The organism is Lysinibacillus sp. NPDC097195 (assembly GCF_044762075.1).
Classification (GTDB): Bacteria; Bacillota; Bacilli; order Bacillales_A; family Planococcaceae; genus Lysinibacillus.
In genome coordinates this window covers 1-19,780 of sequence record NZ_JBIWDP010000011.1, presented here as the reverse complement: position 1 = coordinate 19,780, position 19,780 = coordinate 1, and the positions used below count along the sequence as shown (strand labels likewise).

At 32.1% G+C, this 19,780-nt stretch carries 17 protein-coding genes; 9 read left to right on the top strand and 8 right to left on the bottom strand.

The annotated features are described in order from the left end of the window. Nucleotides 1-156: 156 nt before the first annotated feature. Nucleotides 157-399 carry a DUF5388 domain-containing protein gene (locus ACIQXI_RS21625; protein ID WP_402928537.1) on the bottom strand — a complete coding sequence of 81 codons (243 nt, stop codon included), beginning with the start codon at nt 397-399 and terminating at the stop codon, nt 157-159. Between the two features lie 360 nt (nt 400-759). On the opposite strand from ACIQXI_RS21625, the gene ACIQXI_RS21620 reads away from it, so the two are divergent. Next, entirely contained in the window at nt 760-1,905 is a 1,146-nt protein-coding gene (locus ACIQXI_RS21620) for a hypothetical protein (RefSeq protein WP_402928535.1), read from the top strand. 351 nt (nt 1,906-2,256) lie between these two features. Here the strand turns inward: ACIQXI_RS21620 and ACIQXI_RS21615 are convergent, their stop codons facing one another. From ACIQXI_RS21615 to ACIQXI_RS21605, 3 genes are all read right to left on the bottom strand, one after another. Further along, nucleotides 2,257-3,525, bottom strand: a complete 1,269-nt coding sequence (locus ACIQXI_RS21615; protein ID WP_402928533.1) for a replication-relaxation family protein — start codon at nt 3,523-3,525, stop codon at nt 2,257-2,259. A gap of 805 nt (nt 3,526-4,330) precedes the next feature. Further along, nucleotides 4,331-4,723 carry a DUF5388 domain-containing protein gene (locus tag ACIQXI_RS21610; protein WP_402928531.1) on the bottom strand — a complete coding sequence of 131 codons (393 nt, stop codon included), beginning with the start codon at nt 4,721-4,723 and terminating at the stop codon, nt 4,331-4,333. Nucleotides 4,724-4,726: 3 nt separating this feature from the next. Beyond that, nucleotides 4,727-5,554: an AAA family ATPase gene (locus ACIQXI_RS21605; protein ID WP_402928529.1), complete on the bottom strand. Its 828-nt coding sequence runs from the start codon at nt 5,552-5,554 to the stop codon at nt 4,727-4,729. Nucleotides 5,555-6,489: 935 nt separating this feature from the next. On the opposite strand from ACIQXI_RS21605, the gene ACIQXI_RS21600 reads away from it, so the two are divergent. Next, nucleotides 6,490-7,851 (top strand): hypothetical protein, encoded by a 1,362-nt coding sequence (locus ACIQXI_RS21600; protein ID WP_402928527.1) that lies wholly within the window; start codon nt 6,490-6,492, stop codon nt 7,849-7,851. 105 nt (nt 7,852-7,956) lie between these two features. Here the strand turns inward: ACIQXI_RS21600 and ACIQXI_RS21595 are convergent, their stop codons facing one another. Continuing rightward, on the bottom strand, nt 7,957-8,610 hold the full coding sequence (locus ACIQXI_RS21595) for a recombinase family protein (protein WP_402928526.1): 654 nt from the start codon (nt 8,608-8,610) through the stop codon (nt 7,957-7,959). A 420-nt stretch (nt 8,611-9,030) separates the two neighbouring features. Between ACIQXI_RS21595 and ACIQXI_RS21590 the strand changes: the two genes are divergently transcribed. Continuing rightward, nucleotides 9,031-9,945, top strand: a complete 915-nt coding sequence (locus tag ACIQXI_RS21590; protein WP_402928524.1) for a DNA primase — start codon at nt 9,031-9,033, stop codon at nt 9,943-9,945. 313 nt (nt 9,946-10,258) lie between these two features. On the opposite strand, the gene ACIQXI_RS21585 is transcribed toward ACIQXI_RS21590, so the two are convergent. Together ACIQXI_RS21585 and ACIQXI_RS21580 are read right to left on the bottom strand one after the other, a co-directional pair. Next, entirely contained in the window at nt 10,259-11,371 is a 1,113-nt protein-coding gene (locus ACIQXI_RS21585; protein WP_402928523.1) for a citrate/2-methylcitrate synthase, read from the bottom strand. 223 nt (nt 11,372-11,594) lie between these two features. Then, complete coding sequence (locus ACIQXI_RS21580) at nt 11,595-12,512, bottom strand: hypothetical protein (RefSeq protein WP_402928521.1); 918 nt, start codon at nt 12,510-12,512, stop codon at nt 11,595-11,597. A gap of 233 nt (nt 12,513-12,745) precedes the next feature. Between ACIQXI_RS21580 and ACIQXI_RS21575 the strand changes: the two genes are divergently transcribed. The 6 genes from ACIQXI_RS21575 to ACIQXI_RS21550 are packed head-to-tail and all read left to right on the top strand — an operon-like array spanning nt 12,746 to nt 19,075. Beyond that, nucleotides 12,746-13,441, top strand: coding sequence for an RraA family protein (locus ACIQXI_RS21575; protein ID WP_402928520.1), 696 nt, complete (start codon nt 12,746-12,748; stop codon nt 13,439-13,441). Then, on the top strand, nt 13,434-14,231 hold the full coding sequence (locus tag ACIQXI_RS21570) for an SDR family NAD(P)-dependent oxidoreductase (RefSeq protein ID WP_402928517.1): 798 nt from the start codon (nt 13,434-13,436) through the stop codon (nt 14,229-14,231). Before ACIQXI_RS21575 ends, ACIQXI_RS21570 begins: the two co-directional genes overlap by 8 nt. A 5-nt stretch (nt 14,232-14,236) precedes the next feature. Then, nucleotides 14,237-15,196, top strand: coding sequence for an aldo/keto reductase (locus tag ACIQXI_RS21565; protein WP_402928515.1), 960 nt, complete (start codon nt 14,237-14,239; stop codon nt 15,194-15,196). Beyond that, nucleotides 15,183-16,286: a Gfo/Idh/MocA family protein gene (locus ACIQXI_RS21560; RefSeq protein WP_402928513.1), complete on the top strand. Its 1,104-nt coding sequence runs from the start codon at nt 15,183-15,185 to the stop codon at nt 16,284-16,286. Before ACIQXI_RS21565 ends, ACIQXI_RS21560 begins: the two co-directional genes overlap by 14 nt. Next, nucleotides 16,273-17,559 carry a DUF4147 domain-containing protein gene (locus ACIQXI_RS21555; protein WP_402928511.1) on the top strand — a complete coding sequence of 429 codons (1,287 nt, stop codon included), beginning with the start codon at nt 16,273-16,275 and terminating at the stop codon, nt 17,557-17,559. Before ACIQXI_RS21560 ends, ACIQXI_RS21555 begins: the two co-directional genes overlap by 14 nt. Before the next feature lie 16 nt (nt 17,560-17,575). After that, on the top strand, nt 17,576-19,075 hold the full coding sequence (locus ACIQXI_RS21550) for an NAD-dependent succinate-semialdehyde dehydrogenase (protein WP_402928509.1): 1,500 nt from the start codon (nt 17,576-17,578) through the stop codon (nt 19,073-19,075). Between the two features lie 517 nt (nt 19,076-19,592). Here ACIQXI_RS21550 and ACIQXI_RS21545 read toward each other — a convergent pair. Continuing rightward, nucleotides 19,593-19,780: hypothetical protein (locus tag ACIQXI_RS21545; RefSeq protein WP_402928508.1), on the bottom strand; the 188-nt coding region annotated here is incomplete at its 5' end.

The window sequence follows — 19,780 nt, the reverse complement described above, 5'->3', positions numbered from 1 at the left end:
TGTATATATTTTTTAGGTTTATTTTTTTTTTTTTTACGTAGTAGAGTACGTGGATAACATGAGAAAAAGCAGCGAATATTCCCGAATAGATCGCTGCTTTTTTTAAGTTTGAAGAATTAGTCATGTATAGGTTGTGATCCTGTTTTCATGTAGTGACTAGCGATCTCGTTTTTGTATGATGTCGAAAATGAGATTGAAGGTTTTCTTTTCGTCTTTTACTAGATTGGCTTCGATGTACTCTTCAAGGAGAATATCGATTAGGGTGTCGACGTTAACGGCTTCGCCCAGCTGAATGAGGGCATTTAGTTTGTTACGTGTACATTTCGCTACGCGTATGCTTGTAATGTTGGTTGCCTGATAAACTTTAGTTTCTACTAGGTGAATGCTCTTTCTCTTCATTGATTATTGCCCACTTTCTTTTTAAACAAAAAACCCCACTCTAAATATGACAAATAAAGCCAATAAGGCCTATCATACTTAAAGTGGGGTTTTCCCTCTTTATTTCTTATTAATATGGATTCTATTCTATATTAAATTAATAGAACTTTTCAATACTTAATTAAATTTATACTAATAACACATTATTCATTCACTTTTGAGAAGTGGTAGTTTAAAACTTTCTATAATAAATAAGGTCATACGAGACGTTTACTATAAATCTCCTTAACCCTCAGAACTCAGTACCAATTTTGACCCCTTAGGTATTAAAAATAAGAACCTTGTAAATAATTGATATACAGTGAGGTGAGGTGAGGTAATGTGATAATAACAACACATATAAAAGCTAAGTGGGTTCAAAATAAAACTAAAACATACTATGAAAAAAAAGGTTACGAGTTTACCTTCTTTGGAGATGAATTTATAGTTCCTATTGAGGATCTCCCAAAATCGTCAAATGTGCTTGTTACGGTATTATGCGATTATTGCGGCAGAAAGTTAAATAAAGAATATTCCAACTATAAATCTTCTAGAGATAATAGCCCTGTAAAAAAAGATGCGTGTAATAAATGTCATCCCTTAAAATCAAAAGAAGGTAACAAGTTATTATACGGTGTTGAACACTATACACAAAAACCTGAAGAAGCAGAAAAAATTGGGGCTAGAAATAGATTGAGTTGCGAATTTATAAAAGAAGAATTTAAAAAGCGAAATTTAATACTTTTAACGAAGACATATAAGAATGTTCAACAACAACTTGAATTTACATGTACTAAGCATCCAGAGAAAGGGGTTATGAAAGGATCTTGGACAAATATAGTAAACCAAGTAGGTTGCCGTTATTGCGGTTTCGAAGAAAGTAGTAAAAAGCAGAGAAAAGATTATGAAGAAATCTTAGAATTGTTTAATTCAAAAGGCTTTATTCTTTTAACGTCCGAAGACGAATATGTAAATACAAAGACCAGTGTGAAATTTTATTGTGAAAATCAACCAGAAGAAACGCTAGAAAATACAGCAGATGGAATTCGGTACATACAAGGATGCCGAAAGTGCTTTGCTGACCGAAACAGAGGTGAAAACTCTTCCCATTGGAAAGGTGGTATAAACACTCTTAAATCTTTCTTACGTAGTCAAATAAATAATTGGAAAAAAGATAGTATGAAGGCTTGGAATTATAAGTGTGTTATTACAGGCAAGAGTGCAGAAGTGATTCATCATCTTCATAGTTTCAGTTTTTTGATGAACATTGTTTTTGAAAGACTACAATTAGATGTTCGTCCAAAAATAGGAGATTATAAAGATAATGAAAAAATGCTGCTCGTAGAAATGATTGAGAAGGTCCATTTTGAATATGGCTACGGCATTGCACTTACAAAAGATATGCATTTGTTATTCCACAGAAAATACGGTCAAAATACTACCCCTGACCAGTTTGATGAATTCAAACAAGAAATGACTCAATTTTAACTACTTATTAAAAGCTCCTAGAAGTAAACTGTTTGTCCATTTAGGTGCAATTGTGCCAAAGTTATACTTTCTAATATAATTGCATCTGTAAAGTACTCTGGATTGAACAAACTAGTTACCACTGTAATACCTTATCTACACGAAAAGATACGCACAATAAAAGTGATGCAGACAGTCATTGTAGTCAATGTGAAGGCCTTTGGTTTGAATGGAAAAATCTCGCTAACTAATTTTATATATTTCCCCCATAGTTCTAATAGTTTCTATCTAATAACTAGATCCACCATTAGAAAATAAAAAGAGTAGCAACTCTTCATAATATTACTACTCTTTTGAACCTCAACTTAACTATCAATCATCACTCTTAATAAATTTCACCTTTGAAACAACAAAATCCAAAGATACTTTTAAATCGTATTTAAAATTAGCTCCATTCCAATCGATTGACCAGTGCTTAATATCCTTAGTTAACAAGATATAAACTAAATCAGGATTATCATTATAGCTTAATTTCTTGAAATTTAATCTACCATCTTGATGAAACTCCAACAAATCTTTATAAAAATTACTATTGTAATAATTACTTTCTGTAAATAAAATCAATTGTTGTTTATTATCAGTTAGAAAATAATGCGTATGCTTACTTTTCGGAAGATAACTTTCCAAATTATTGGATAAAAGATTGCTGTTATTTAAAATCGGGACATATTTTTGTTTAACTAAATCTCCTATATCACCTAGCGATTTATCCCTTTCATTTTCCACAACGTTTGCCAAATCGCCCACTGTTGTTAGGATTAACTGGATATTAGGCCACGTTTCATAAGATTCTTTGACGTCCATTCCTTCCATAAATGCTTTCATTATAGTTACCCATCTTCGAGAAATACCATACATACGTTCTTTATCTTCAACAACGAATATAATTTTCGTTACAGGGAATTTATATTGCTGTTCTAAAGCATATTCCGTATAGCGTTTATAATGTATAAATTTTTGAACAAGCTGTGTATACGATTCCGTCGAACGATCAATTTCAAAAGTATAAATCTCATTATTAATATTAATTTCTGCATCAGGTTTCAACTGATATTTTCTCCATCCGAGCCTATTATCATGATACTCATACTCTTTCACGGCATCTAATGTCAACCTGTACGGGTAGGTATTAATATTGAGACCACTGCTATACAAGCTCACTATAGCTTTTAAGATTAAATGATGGTGCTTGTACTGTCTAACAGGTGGTTTATACGTCTCGTATGAGTAATCTCGCATTTGATCCTTAGACCGCTGATTAAAGGGATATTTATAGCGTAACCACATTGAACCTTTTTGTAGTGGCTTAATATTTAGTAATCGTTTTGCAACTTCAAAACCTAATGGGGATAAATAATACATAGACCCTGCATATTTCCCCTCTAATTTCTTAGATGTAACCAATCCTGATTCTTTTAGTCTCTGAAGAAGATTAATAATTTGCTTCTCTTCTTTCGCTTCACAAACTAATTTCCCCTTCATGAATTGAGTAAGTACCCGGGCATTTGCTCCGCGTATTGTATACAGTGTTTCAAGTACTTGTATACGTGCTGGCGATAAATTGTAGTCATGTGTATTCATATGAATCATGTCCTTTCAGAAATGCCATTTAAGGCTATATAGTAGGGAGTTGCTAAAAACACTTAAGAACGCCGTTATATCAATGGTTCTAACCTGAGAAAATATAAGAGACTTACACTCATCTACTTTCTCTTCGTTACCTCAATTATTTTTAGCCACTTTTTTAGAAATTCAAGAACAACACTTTTGGATGAACGACTACTTTCTCCAGGCTTTACTCAACTAAGTTATTATCTAAACTCTCAGTTACTTTCTCACTACTTTACTCAAGCTTTTTCTCATAAAAATACATACAAAAAAGCACGTCGCTAACTGCCCCCTCATTAAGGCAACAGTCGACCTGCTTTGAATATGCAGATGTTCATTTTTTAAGTACTAACAATATACAGACTAATAGCGTCCTTCGTAAGTTGGCCCAAAGACCATGGTTTTAAAAAGTCGTGCAATCTATCTGCTATGAGATAATCCACATTAAAAAGTAAAGTAAATAGGCTATGAGCCTATGGTTATTATAAACTTTCCCAATACTTTTGTAAATCCTCCCCTATTATAATAATTGCATTTCCTAGCAACGAACAAAGTCATTTTTTAATAAAACCTGAAAATAACCAATATTTACAAAGCTCATCCACAGCACTATTATTCCGTTCTAAATAGTGCTGTGTGATAAAATTTATGTGACTTCTTGTAAATCGTTACTAAATTGGATTTTTTACGGTGCATGTGTCCTGTCTAGCCACCCTTTAAATTAAATCCATACCAGTCGCACTCCCAAAAACAGTTTATGATTTTGAATACATAACAACTAGCGATCTCGTTTTTGTATGATGTCTAAAATGAGATTGAAGGTTTTCTTTTCGTCTTTTAAAAGATTGGTTTCGATGTACTCGTCAAGTAGAATATCGATTAGGGTGTCAACATTATCGGCTTTGCCCAGTTGAATGAGGGCATTTAGTTTGTTACGAGTTGTTTTTGTGACACGTACGCTTGTAATAGTTGCTGCCTCACGCTTTTTTGGTGCCTTAGTAGGAGCTTCGGGCTCAGATTTTGATGGCGTAGTTGATAGTTGTTCTTGAGCAGGAGCTTCAGCTGTTGTTTCGACTGTAGACTCTAGTTTGAACTCTAGTGCTGGGACAATTTTAGGACCACGTTGTAATAGCTTTTTTTTAGGTTTTTCATTATTTAATAGATTACTCATTCATTACACCTCCATTAACTCTGCTTGAACACGAGTGATGAATTCCTCAGCAATCGTATCGTAGCTTTTGTGGACTTTGCGATCGTGCATATCATCATTCGTAATCCCCGTTATATCGAAACGTTTTAGACGCTCCATATTGTTTACGACATTTGCAAATAGATTTTCTTTACCAAAAATTTCTCGTGCGCTCTCAAGTGTTGCTAAGTCAACTGCAGCACCGTTTTTCAAAAGTACTGGTAAAATTCCGACGATATCTAAATCTGCACCGTAGTCGTCAATTAGTGATTGTAGGTAACCTGTGAATACTTCGGCCCCTTGTAGACTGCGCTCTTGCGTTTGTAGTACGACTACAACAAAATTAGAAGCATATAACGCTGCATCTGTGATGATTGAGATTGTTGGAGGTACATCGATAAAGATGAAGTCGTAATCCTTTTTTAATGGTTCGATTAACGAAGAGAAGTATTGAACGCGTGCTGTCGAATCATTTGGAAATTTCTTCTCTAGGAAACGAGGGTATAGTGCAAAATCACTGAAACTTGGTAGTAGATACAGATTTTCCTTTACCTCTGTCACGATTTGTGCAAGATCCTCTTCTTGGATAGCAGCCATTAGCGTTTTATTGAATGCAACAATTTCATCAGATTCTAATGCTTTTGTTTTTAGATACAGTGATGTTGCGTTTGCTTGTGGATCCTGGTCACATAAAAGCACTTTGTAGCCTTTCATTGATAAAGCATGCGCGATCATAGTACTATTCGTCGTCTTACCTGTGCCACCTTTAAAATTACCAAACGTTACGATGATTGCTTCTTTGTTTTCTGACATATTCTTCTCCTCCAATCGTTGGAATTATATGTTTCCTTCTATGGTATATGTATATATTAGCTGAGCATTTTTGGTATTGCAAGTGGTAGACATAGATAAAGATAGATGTAAGGTAATTTTAAAAACAGCTTAATAGCGTGGATTTACTCGATATCCAACTTCGATATATGAATATATACATATATTAAAATATTCATATATAAGTATACTCATATATGCTTGTAAGGGTATATGTTCTTTAGAATCTTTGATTTAATAATGATGTATCAAAAAAAACGTCTGAATGACTGTTTGGTTTTCATCAAGAGCTTTAATTTAATTTTCATTGCTATTTTAAGTAGGTTCTACGTTTAACGTATTTCCAAAATCATACGGCTAGTAATACACTACAGCCACTCAGCTCCCAACTGCAATTAAGTATCTAAACATACCACTCGTTATTTCAACAAAAACATCAAAAACTGGATTGTATGACCTTTTTTATTTTATGTAATTTGCTGAACTAAATCTTTTTGAATCTTTGATACTAACATTACAATTTTAGAGTGCTATACAAGATTAGGATTTGATGATAATATTCACCAAAATATCCTAATTATATCTAAGATTTCTCCATAAAAACATTTAGCCACCGTTTTATAGACAAATTTAAAGACCTGCTCTAATTAATGTAGCAGGTCTCTTTTCGTTGTTTCTGTCTAATTAATTGTCTATAATAGCAGTTTTATAAAATCGTTATGTTTAACCTACAAAAGATATGCTATTACACTTCCTAAAAATTGTATTTACTTGAAATATATTTTTATATATCGTATACTAACATTTCACAATATATAGTGCTTTACTAAAAAATCAACACAATATGTTGTATTTAATTAAACAACTAAGATTAGGTACATTCTAAGCGGTATACTCAAAATAAGAGAGGTATTTAAATGCGGAAAAGGACGTATTTAGACAAAAAGAGTTGCAACATTATATTAGCAAGTGAATTTTGTAAATCTGAAAATTATCTTCTACTTTATAATCACCTAAAAAAATATAACAGATTTTCAAGTGAAGACGTCTTAACATATCCAGAATTAAAAAAATATGTATCTACCTATGAAATTATTTTAAGAGAATCTAGACTAGAATGGATTATTGATCAAAATCCATCTTCGATAATGCAATTAGATAATCCTCCTGATTGTAATATTTGCCCAGCCAAGAAACTGCTTAATTTCTGCCGATTACGAAATCAAAAAAACAACGATATTATTTATGTTGGTACAGAGTGTGCTAAAAATTTTGAAGATGATCAAATTGAACAGATTGGTAATGCTATTCGTAATGGTTATCAAATTAAACGTATTCACATACTCGAAGAACACATTCCAGATATTAAAGCAACCATAGAACAATTTAAAAATCAGTATGATGAATATTTATTACCTACTAAAATCTATATAAATTTAACGAAAAACTATGTTAATTTAATGGAAACATACAATGGGTTTATAAAAAAGAAAGGTAATGCTACTGTTAAAGAAACCCAAACATGTATAGACAGCCTTAACCAATTGCTCCTCGAAAGAAAAAATATAAGCCTTAAAATTTCACAATATATACATTCGTATCAACGAAATTGGAACTTCCCTACACCTTCAATCATCACTTGGATAAAAAAAGCATCGTCTAGGAATCATACCTTTGATTTAAAAAATACAATCCGTGAAACTCATGGATTAGTTACAGAATTAACAGTTCACAGGATATTTGAACCAAAATTTATGAAGACTGTACTAAGTAAAATCTCCAAAAACCTACATCACATTGATTTTATCGAAAAAATATCTAATGCAAACTCTAAAGAAATAAAAGCACAATTATATTTTAACAAACAACGCCTAACTGTTAGATATGATTATTCCAATTTCATACTGAACCTAGGTGTAGACATTTTGTATAAACACGATATTCATACTAATTTCAAAGATTTTATCAAAGAGGCAAGTTATGATTTAGAATCATATAAAAGGATACTAGATTATTATATTTATAAATCGAGAAAAAACTTCTATGAAATTCACAATCCTCGCATAACCGACCAATTAATTTATAGTTTTGAAAGTAAATACTATTACTTCGATACTCAACATTTTAATGCTAATTTACTGGAAGGTTACTTCGAAGATAAAATTACTAAAGAAGATGCCTTTAAGTTACTCATAGAGAACAGTCGTAGAATTATTGACAAAGCCCAATACAACATAGAAGAAGAACTACATCGTGAAATTACTAGAAAAATGTCTTAAGCTTAAATCGTATTTGAAGCTTCCCATTTGATAGGTGCTTCAAATATGATTTTCTATATAACTACTACTATTAAATTAACATGGCACAACTTCTAGATGGTATCATCAATAATAATTTTTCAATTCATACTCCCGCAGCACCTTATAAAAACTATTCTTTTTCAATCCCAACATCACCGCAAACTTAACCCCTGTCAGTTCCTTACTCTTCCAAGCCTCATAATTTGCTACCAACACTTCTCGCTGCTCTTTGGACAACGTCGACAAATCCAACTTCGGTCTACCCAAATGCTTCCCGGCCTTCCGTGCTTCAGCAATTCCCTCAGCCTGACGCTTCAGCAGCTTTTGTCGCTCCTGATCGGCCACATACGACAACAGCGACAAAAACTGGTCCTCCATCAACGATCCCAGCTTACTCCCCTCCGTATCCATCGCCTTAAACTTACGACTATCAAACAGCGTCTCATTCTCCAGCACCACAATATCTGCACCGACAGCACGCGTAATGTCCTTCCACTCCCGAATAATTTCATCATAATTACGCCCCAAGCGATCAAGCGCATCAATATAAATCAAATCCCCACTACGAATCACACTTTTCAAAGCATGATACTGTAGACGATTAAAATCGTTCCCACTCGCTCTATCCACAAAAATATCCCGTTCTTCAATCCTAAGGTTTTGCATCTTTGTCAGCTGCCGCTCAATATTTTGATCCGTAGTCGAAACACGTACATAACCAAATGTTTTTGTTCCCATACTTGCCACCCTTCACACTTAAATTTTATAAAGGTATACAAATAATTATAAACGTTTATATATGATTTTTATATGGTTTACAAACATAAAAAAGGTATACTTCTTTGGCGTTCTAAAAGTATACCTTTATAAACATAACGACTACGATTTATAAGATTTTAAAGAAAAATGAATTTTTAAATCTTACATGTTATGGAGAACGCACAATGTATTTGTGATTTTTTTTATTAATTCTTTAGCCTTTGGCTTTAAGAGCAATCCTTCTCGAATTGTACCAAAACTCCTTTTTCTTCACTTTTTCAAAAAAACAGGCATAAAACCTCGCACAATAGAATAGAGAAAAATAGAGAAGTAAAATAGTACGCACAATAGCGTAGAAAAGAATTGAAAGTTTTTGCGAAGAACAGGAGAGAGTAGCGTATGGAACAAACAATTTCAATAGAAAATCGTATACAAGAGGTACTCGCGAATGATCCATTATTTAATGTAATTCAAGAAACCCCAGCAGAGCATCACTTTTTATCAGAACCATATCTAAATGAATTGATTGAGAAAAAGTACTACTCAACACCAGAAGTAGCAAGCTGGTTTGACGTTACCGATGCCCAGTTACGCTACTACATCAAACCATTTGAAGAATATTTATTCGATCGGCAAGCATCAAATCCAACAACCGCAACCGTCATTCGCTTAGACTTTAAAGCCATTTTAAAGCTGCGTATGATTCTTCTATTAAAAGATGAATACCGCGTGAAGGGATTAAAACAGCTTTTACGCATCAATGAAGATGGCCATATCGTCAAACAAGTACCTACTCAAGAAACCTTACCCGACGTAACTTACGACAAACGTATAGATAACCTAACCCAAGCGCTCGCACAAATCATGCACACCCGATTATTTCTAATGGAACAAAATGAAGAAACTGAGGAAATAAAGCTTACTTTAAACGAGGACTTTCTCCAACAAAAAATCAAAGCGCTTCCTTCCGAATCTTCGCAAGAAATTAAAAAGCTTCAATCGAAAACTGAACAACTAGAGCAAAAAAATCAGGAACTAGCCGAAAAAGTAGAGGGGTTTCTCACATCAAACAAAGAAGACATCGCCATCAGAATCCGTGAAAAACACATTGAACAAAGCGTCTTAAATCGCCTTGAAAACGAAGCTCTCACGCAATACGCTGCAACAAAAAGATGGCAGCTCTTCAGAAAATTTTTCAATTCTACGCAAATCGAAATTGAAAAGAAGCAGTATATCGCAGCCTATATCAACGAACATTTCCCCGAGCAAATGACGCAGGCGCTACATGAATATCACGAGCATCTAGTTGAATAGAAAAGGAGCAAATTCCGATTGGAACTCAATCCTAATTTATTCTTATTTTTCTTTTTAGCTTTATTAATATTAGTTAATGGAAATTAATTAGCGAGAACTTATGTTCTGCAATGGATATAACTATATAGAAGTTGGTGATGAACGTGAGAGAAACTGATATTCTTAAAACCTTTCAATTTTTCTTTATACTCAGCCGAAATTGAATTCACTAAGCCCCCTTAAACTAAGCCAAAAAGATTGAACCCTTTATATTTTAGAGTTCAATCTTTATTAAGTAAATCTAATTTTTTTATTCAAAATCGATATTAGGCAATTACTTTCCAACCTCTAAGTTTTCAAAGGGTGGTTCTCCTATATAAATAGATTGTGGTCTGAAGATACGATTATCTTTTGATTGTTCAAGTACGTGTGCAGTCCAACCTACTATTCTGCTTGCAGTAAACGTTGGAGTAAATAGTTCCATTGGTAGTGAAATTCCTTTTAATACTGCTGCTGCAAAAAATTCCACATTTGTATATAAACGTCTCCCTGGTTTATATTCCTCTAATAAATCTATGGCTATTTTCTCCATTTCAACTGCAAGATCGAACCAATTACTTTCTCCAGTTAATTCTTGTGAAACAATTTTTAAAGCTTCTGCTCTTGGATCTTGTGTTTTATAAATACGATGGCCAAATCCCATAAGCTTACCGCCCGATTCAATTTTATTCCTAATCCAAGGCTCAATATTATCAATTGTTCCAACTTCATCTAACATTTTTATAACTTCAGATGGAGCCCCACCATGAAGAGGACCCTTCATAGCTCCTATTGCTGCACAAACACTGGAAATAATTTCAGATTCAGTAGATGCAACAACTCTAGATGAAAAAGTAGAAGCGTTCATACCATGTTCAATAGTTAGAACAAAGTATGCATTTAAGGCTTTCGCAAAAGCAGGTGAAGGCTCTTTACCATCTAGCATATACATAAAATTTGCAACATGATCTAAATTTAAGTTGGGTTCAATAAATTTTTCGCCTTGATCCAATCTATATTTGTATGCAATAACACTAGGTAATATAGAAGTTAATTGCATTGCTTGTTCGATAGTAGGTGGCCAAGAAAATTTACTATCCCCTAAAGATGAAACTGCTGTTCTAAGAACACTCATAACATCCATATCTTTTGGTAAAAGTTCTAAAATTTCTTTTAAAAATGTAGGGATTTGTCTAAACTCTTTCATTTTTAGCTTGAAGTTTATTAACTCGATTTCATTGGGTAACTTACCATTCCAAATAAGGTAAGCAACCTCCTCAAATGAATTATTAATTGCCAAATCTTTTGCCCAATGACCACGGTATACTAAATGGCCATTTTCTCCATCGACTAAACCAATTGCTGTTTCTGCTGCTACTATTCCCTCTAAACCTTTGCTGTATTCCATAAATTTCATCCCCTTTTTAACACGAAATTATTATGTAAAATAATTATTATCCAACATAATAATTCCATCTTATGTTATCTTTATATAAAATTCAAACTTTTTACAAATAATTAGTTTTCTCTATTTTTATTATTTAGACTCCCCATTCTACTAATAGCACATTTTAAAAATACCTAATATATGGTTTATTCGTTTAAAGAGTGTAAAGTAAAAGGTCTAAACTTTAATATAATTTATCTAATATTTTATTACCGAGATATACTTCGCTACCTGAAATTCCGACAGAATAAAATAGTGATATATCATTTTCTTTTCTCTTATTTTTTTTCAAATTTTCTTTAACTACATTTTTCAAATCTATAACTGAGTTATATAAATGGCATAAAGATAATAATGTTTTTGTAGGGTAATCGTGCACTTGAATTAGTGAATCAGTAACTATAAAATCACAATAATTAAGTACATCTAGTCCAATTTCATGTTCAGTTATACCCTTCGGTCCAATTGCATTGATATGGACTCCCGGTTTCAACCATTCTTTGGGAAATAGGGGCCTTTTTGAATTTGTAGCACAAATCAACACATCTGCTATAGTTACTACCTCTTTACAGTAATTAGCACCTATAAATTCAGTGCTTTTTGGAGTAGCTTTACTAATATCATTAATGAAATCTAAAACGCTTTTTGGATTACGAGAATATACTATTACTTTTTTAAAATCACGTGTACATAGAGCTGATAGTACTTGTGTTTTTGCTTGTAGACCAGTACCAAGCACACCTAAAATTTTAGAATCTTTATTAGAAAGATGATCAATAGCAACGCCCCCAATTGCACCAGTTCTAATCAAACCAAGATTATTCCCGGTTATAATACCTTTAATATTATTTTTTTTATTATCTACTATTACCGTAATATGGTCGGTAAATTTCCTTTTGTTATCATATTGCCAATACGCCCTAAATCCACTAATTGCTCCATTTTTAACATTGCCACAAGTAAAAACAATTTTTTCATTTTTTAAATCGATATATTTCCTTGATGGTGTAATAAATTCATCGCTTGCAAAAAATTCTTCTAGAAAGTTTATTGCCTCTGCTATTGATAATAATCCCACTACTTCCTCATTGTCTATTAACATAAACGCCACACCTTTTATATTTTTTACAAACATTTATTATTTTTAATTAATACATTAACATATAAAAACTTTACATAAATATAATTTTGAAAATTCAATAAACCGGAGGAAATAATGTGAAATTTTATTAAAATTTTATATATTATTGAATTTTAATATAAAACACAATTATTTGTAATTTCATGGTAGTTTATATTATATAAAAAATTTATCATATTTTTGGAGGTAAAAAAATGAATACTATTCAAACTAAGAAACATGATATGCAAGGGTTAGTGGTAAGAGAAATAGATCGACCTAACAAAGAAATTATCAATAGGTTAAAAAATTTTTATACAGGTATAATTCTTGATCACTTAGGGAAATACGGTGCAATGCTAACTGAACTTAAACCTCTATCCAGTGGAATGAAAATTTGTGGACCAGCTATAACATCATATGGTCCAGATTTGTCAGTAAGAAGAATGGCTATAAATTTAGCAAATCCTGGGGACGTACTTGTTGTCGCAGCCCATGGAATTGAAGACTATGCTTGTTTTGGAGATGGAACCGCAAAAAGGATGCAAGTCAAAGGGATGGAAGGTGCGGTAATTGATGGATCTACAAGAGATTCTGCGGGAATTAAAGAGTTGAGATTTCCTACATTCGTAAGAAATTGCACTCCGAAAAATTACCATTATCCAGTGTCAGCGGAATATGGTTCTGTAAATATACCTATTGTATGTGGTGGTGTTATTGTTAACCCAGGTGACATTATTTTCGGGGATGATGATGGAGTTCTTGTTATACCTAAAGATATAAGCATTGACGTAATTAATTCAATAGAGAAGTCTCTAGAAGAAGAAATCAAAACAAGAGATTCTTGGGACTCTTATGAACCGTTCGATGTGGAAAATGAATTAAAACAAAGAGGTTATGTATTTGTTTAACTTTAATTTAGAAGGAAAAGTAGTTTTAATAACAGGGGCAAGTGGTGGTGGAGTAGGGACTTATACAGGTAAGTTATTTTTGTCATTAGGAGCAATCGTTTACTTTAACGGTAAAGAACAACATAAAATTCAATCAATAATTTCATCATTACCAGAAAATCTAAAAGTAAATGCTAGAGGTATAATTGCTGATGTTTCAAAAGATTCAGAAGTAAAACAGATGATAGATGAGATTCAAAAAAAAGAAAAAAGAATTGATATCTTAATTAATAATGCTGCTAACGGTGGCCCAGCTAAAAAAATTGGGGAGATTACTCATTCTGAATGGGAAAAGGAAATTTCTACAACTTTAAACGGAAGTTTCCTTTGTTCAAGATATGTTGTTCCTCATATGATGAAGCAAAAATATGGAAAAGTGATATTCATTTCTTCAAATGCTGCATTTAAAGGTACTTGGGGGAGAAATGTCGGTTATGCTTCTGCTAAGGCGGGAATTTTAGGGTTATGCAAGCAAATGGCTCTGGAACTAGCATCTTATAATATTAATGTTAATAGTGTTGTCCCAAGCCAAATAAATTCACCAAGAATTAAAAGAAATGGTAGAAAAGATGAGAAAACACTAGAATTGCATGCAAAAAATATACCATTGGGAAGAATCGGTGAGCCAGAAGATGTAGCGAATATGTTAGTTTTTCTCGCGTCAGATGTATCTTCTTATATAACTGGACAAGAAATTTTTATAGATGGCGGTGGAACATTAGCACCTTCTACAACAAGCTTAAGGAGTTAAAATTAATGACTAATTTATTTAAAGAATGGAGATCTTCGAAGCTAGGTTTAGGAACATATAATTTATCTCCTGATAAAGGTACTAGCTATCAATATGCACAAAGTATATTAAAAAAAGCTGAGCTATTAGGAATAAATATTTTAGATACAGCTCCGTTATACGGAGGGGGATATGTTGAACAATTGATTGGTAATTCAATTGATGAGAATTCTCTTAAAATCGTTAACAAAGTAGGGAGATTTGAATCTCTAGCATATAGAAAATTAGGTGCTAAAGCTTATACGGATGAATTTATGATTAGAAGCCAATTCGATTTCAGCCTACGATTATTAAATCGTAATAAAATTGATTTGCTATTAATTCATGAAGCAGATTGGAAGGAATGGTGGGAACAGGGGTTCAATAATGCTTCTGTTATAAAGGTTTTAACGGCCTTAAAAGAAGAAGGGCTCGTTGATAAGATTGGTATTTCTCTTAGGGATCCCTTTTTAGCAAATGAACTTTGTAATACAGGTGTGTTTGATGCAATTCTATTTGTTCATTATTATAATATCTTGTGGCAAGATTCTAGAGATATTTTCTTTGACGCTGCTAAAAAGAATAATATGGGTATCTCCATCGGTACACCTTTTAAACAAGGGCTACTAACTAGCAATACCCATTATTTCTTTGAAAAGATTTTAAATGATATACCAAAAGATTTAACACCAAATCTATTAGAACGCTTAAAAAAACTACATCAAATATCTATAAATAACAATATATCTATGCCTGAACTTTCATTAAGATATTTGATTAGCGATCCGGATGTAGACGTTGTATTTGCAGGACCAAGAAATATTGAAGAACTTGAGACCAATGTTAAATGGACTAATAAGGGAAGTCTATCAGATAAATTATTAATTGAATTAGAAGAACTAAAAAATATTCCTTTTGAAGTAGGTTATAACTATGAAAAAATTTAAAGTCGGAATTATAGGCCATACTGGAAGGGGTAATTATGGCCATAGCTTAGATCAATCCTTCATTGATAATGAATACGCAGATATAGTGGCATTAACAGATTTTAATGAAATTGAGGGCATTAAGAAAGCTATGGACTTAAATGCTACTTACTACTCTCAGCAAACTATGATGTTCAAGTCGGAAGATTTAGATATAGTTGTTATAGCTCCAAGGTATACAGATTGTCACTATAGTTTAGTTAAAGAAGCTTTATTAAATAATTGCCACGTCCTCTGTGAAAAACCGTTTGTTCAAGATTTAAAGCAAGTAGATGAGCTGATATCTTTAGCTAAAGAAAAAAATTTAAAGATTGCGGTATCTTTACCTTTTTCTTATGAAGATAGATTTAATCAATTAAGAAGTATGATAAAAAGAAATATAATAGGTGAAATTTACAAAATGGAGGGGATTTGCAAACACGATCATAGGGGCGGAGGCGAAGATTTTGCAATCTTAGGTCCTCACTTTGCAGATATGATGCTTAGAATTGTGGGCGATCCTAAAATTGGCTATGGTTTTATTAGTAAAAAAGGTGTGAGTATTAATCAGAATGACTTCATTGATGGAAATGAAGGATTAGGTAAAATAGCAGGCGATAATATATTTGCATCATACCAATTTAAAAATGGCATTATTGGAATAATTCAGTCAAAGAAACTAGATATTTTAGAACGAAGTGAACAACCATATTCTTTATTCATATATGGAGAAAGTGGCATTTTAGTGGTTCGTGCACCTTATGCTGATCATTCTATATGGCATTATCCTGCTCCTTTTATAAATAATAGTTCAAACATCCAATGGTCTAAAATAAAAACATCCCATGTTGATACATATGGGGATTACCAAAAAATGGTTGCATCAGATCTAATTTTATCAATTCAACAAAATAAAGAGCCTAAAAGTAACGCTAAAACATTTAGAAAAGTTTTAGAAATGCTTCTTATGCCATATTATTCTCAAATAGGCAATAAATTAATTAGTTTCCCAATTAGCGAGAGGGAACACCCTTATTACTTAAATGAGGATTCTTCACATGAGTTTAAGTGAAAGTAAGATTACTGAGCATTTGCAACTTGTTATTGAGAGTATTAACCATCTGGATGTTAATTCGCTTATTCATAAAGCATTAAAAAAGGCCTCGATTTATGAAAAACTAATAGATAAAGAGAGAGTTTTTCTAGTAGGAGTAGGCAAAGTATCAATTCCTATGAGTGACGCGTTAGTAAAATTACTGCCTCAACAGATTACCAGTACCATTATTATTTCACTAGAAAATCATCAAACAAATCGTACTAGTGATTTTTATATAAAAAGCTCACACCCTAACCCCTCTCAACATAGTAAAAATTCTGCAACCAAATTGATTGAATTTTTATATTCACAAAAGTTGAACGAAAATGATGCTGTAATCTTTGCAATCTCAGGAGGAACTTCGGCGATGTTAATGTCGCCAACTAATTTGTTTAATCTTACAGAGTTAAAACAAATAAACAAAATTCTTTTAGAATCTGGAGAAGATGTATCAACTATTAACAAAATTAGAAAAGCCATTTCCAAATTACATGGGGGCGGGTTACTTAAATACACTGGTCAGGCAGACGTATATAGTTTAATTTTATGTGACAATGCACAAAGTGATATAAAATCCGTAGGTTCAGGATTAACATTTGATTACGATGTAGATGATACTGATATTAATCATATCCTAGAAAGATTAGAATTATCAAATATTTTAAAGAAAAAAATAAGAGTATCTCATACTAGAAAAAAAACAGAAAAAATTTCCGATAAATTCACTAATATTCCTGTAGCAGATACAAATTCAGTAGCTGAATCCATGGCTAAAGTAGCTAGAGAAAGAGGATACGAGGTTTTCATCGTATCTGCCACCCTTCAAGGTGAAGTTAGAGAGGTAGCAAAGTTCTTAGGAAATCTATATAAAAATATGGTGATCTCAAATAAAACAGGAGCTAAGTTATGCATTATCTCTTCAGGAGAACTAACTGTAAAAGTTAATGGAAAAGGTCAAGGTGGACGTTGTCAAGAACTAGCTTGGTGCATGGCTAAGGAATTAAATCAATTGAAAAAAGAAGTTTCATTTATCTCATTTGCAACTGACGGTAACGATTTTATTCCAGGCATAGCAGGGGCTTGGGCTACTAATAATACCTATAAAAAGATTATAAATAAAGGTATGAATTGGAGGCAAATACTAAATGATAATAACTCAAATTATGGACTTCAAACAATTTCTCAATTAATTAAAGATATTAAAACATCTATAAATTTATGTGATTTATACGTTCTATTTTCTGATTAAAGTTAGGAGGATTCCGATGATAAGCATATTGACACATTCGAAAATTAATGGTGTATATATTAATGGTTCATGGATAGAAACTAAAACCTATTTTAAAAATTACAATCCTGCCACTTTAGAAGTCATTAACCATGTAAGTAATGCAACTATAGAACACGTAGACCAAGCGATTAAGTCTGCTCAAGATGCACTAAATTACTGGAAAAATCTAACATCAAAGCAGAGGAATCAGTATATATTAGAATTCTCAAAGAAAATGGAAAATGACAAGTTTAATTTAGCTAAAATCGTCTCTACAGAACAAGGTAAACCTTTAAAAGAAGCAATAAGTGAAATAGACAAATGTTTTGACTTTATAAATTTTTTTACAGAAGAAAATTTAAGAATAAGTAATTATAATTTAGCTTCTTATAAAAAGGATACTGATATTACTATTAAATATGAAGCTATAGGAGTTGTAGCAGCTATAACTCCATGGAATTTACCTATAGGTATGATTATAAGGAAAATTATTCCTGCATTGTGTGCAGGATGTACAGTCATTTTAAAGCCATCATCTGAAACACCTTGGTCTGCAATAAAGATTGCTGAATACTTCTCTTCAATATTGCCTAATGGTGTTTTAAATCTAATTACAACTGACAATGATGATGAAATTGGAAGGAAACTATCAACAAGCAATAAAATTGATTTATTAACATTTACCGGTTCATCTTTTACTGGCAAAAAGATTATTAGTGAAAGTTCATTAACCATAAAAAAATTACTTTTAGAATTAGGTGGAAATGCTCCTTTTATTGTATTTAAAGATGCAGATATTAATAAGGCCGCAGATGATTTAATCGAAGCTAAATTTAGGAATGCTGGACAAACATGCACTAGTGTAAATAGGCTTTATATTGAGGAAACTATATCAACCAAATTTATTCAATTATTAATACAAAAAATAGATAAACTTAAGCTAAAGAATAAAACATCAAATGATTATGATATTGGTCCATTAATAAACAATGCTGCTATTGAGAAAGTCGAGTATCATATAAAAGATGCACTTTTAAATGGGGCATTTTTAATTTATGGGGGAAAAAGAATTGAAGGAGATGGGTATTTCTTTGAACCAACTTTAATCAGTAATGTAAATTCAGATATGGAAGTGGTATCGAGTGAGACTTTCGGTCCGGTGTTACCGATATTAACCTTTAATGAATTTGATAATAACATTGTTGAAAAAGCTAATGATTGTCCATATGGGTTATGTGCATATGTTTATACCAACGATTTAATTAAAGGTAGCAATATAGCAAACAAATTAGAATATGGAATGATTGGAATTAATAATAATAGACCTACTCAAGTGAATACACCTTTTGGTGGCTTCAAAGAAAGTGGTTATGGAAAAGAATGTGGAAGGGATGGTTTATTAGAATTTATGAGAGTCAAGTCAGTATATTCAACTCAAGTTTATGAACCAAGGTATACAAGCGCAATTCAAGTTAGGAAAAATATAAACAATTAGCAAATATCGTCATAAACATTTAAAATCGCTACACTATGACGTTATCAATAAGTGTATACCAATATTCTCAAAGACCACTGGATTCCGTTGTCTTGTTTTTTCTTTATGTTAACCCACACACTAATTCTCTTTTGTTCTATAAAACTTTACAATAGATAAACCTATTTTATAATACAATTTTAAGATCTAAAGGTTGGAATCTTTCTGATTCATTAATATTTTTTACCTTTTATCACACAACAGTTTGAGCTTTATATTCCAAGTTTATATATAAGGGTATCAAAACCTTCACCTCTAATGAAAATAAAAACACCTGTATGAGAATTTTTCTAATTATCAAAAAAATTCAGACATTCAGGTGTTTATTGTCCCATCCTTTGCTAACCAATCACTCTATAAAAGGTAAATATGTTGAACTTAGTATACAAATGTAATAGTTAAATTATATAGTGTACATTTACTGTTCTAACTGAATTAATATTAGGTACTCCTCTAGTATATACAATTCCTTACAAAATTAGTTAATATCAGGTATATCCCCATCGTAGAGGTAGTATTGACTAACTGAATTAATATCAGGTACTTCCCCATCATATACGTAGCCTTGACCAACTGAATTAATATCAGGTACTTCCCCATCATATACGTAGCCTTGACCAACTGAATTAATATCAGGTACTTCTTCATCATTTACGTAATCTTGGC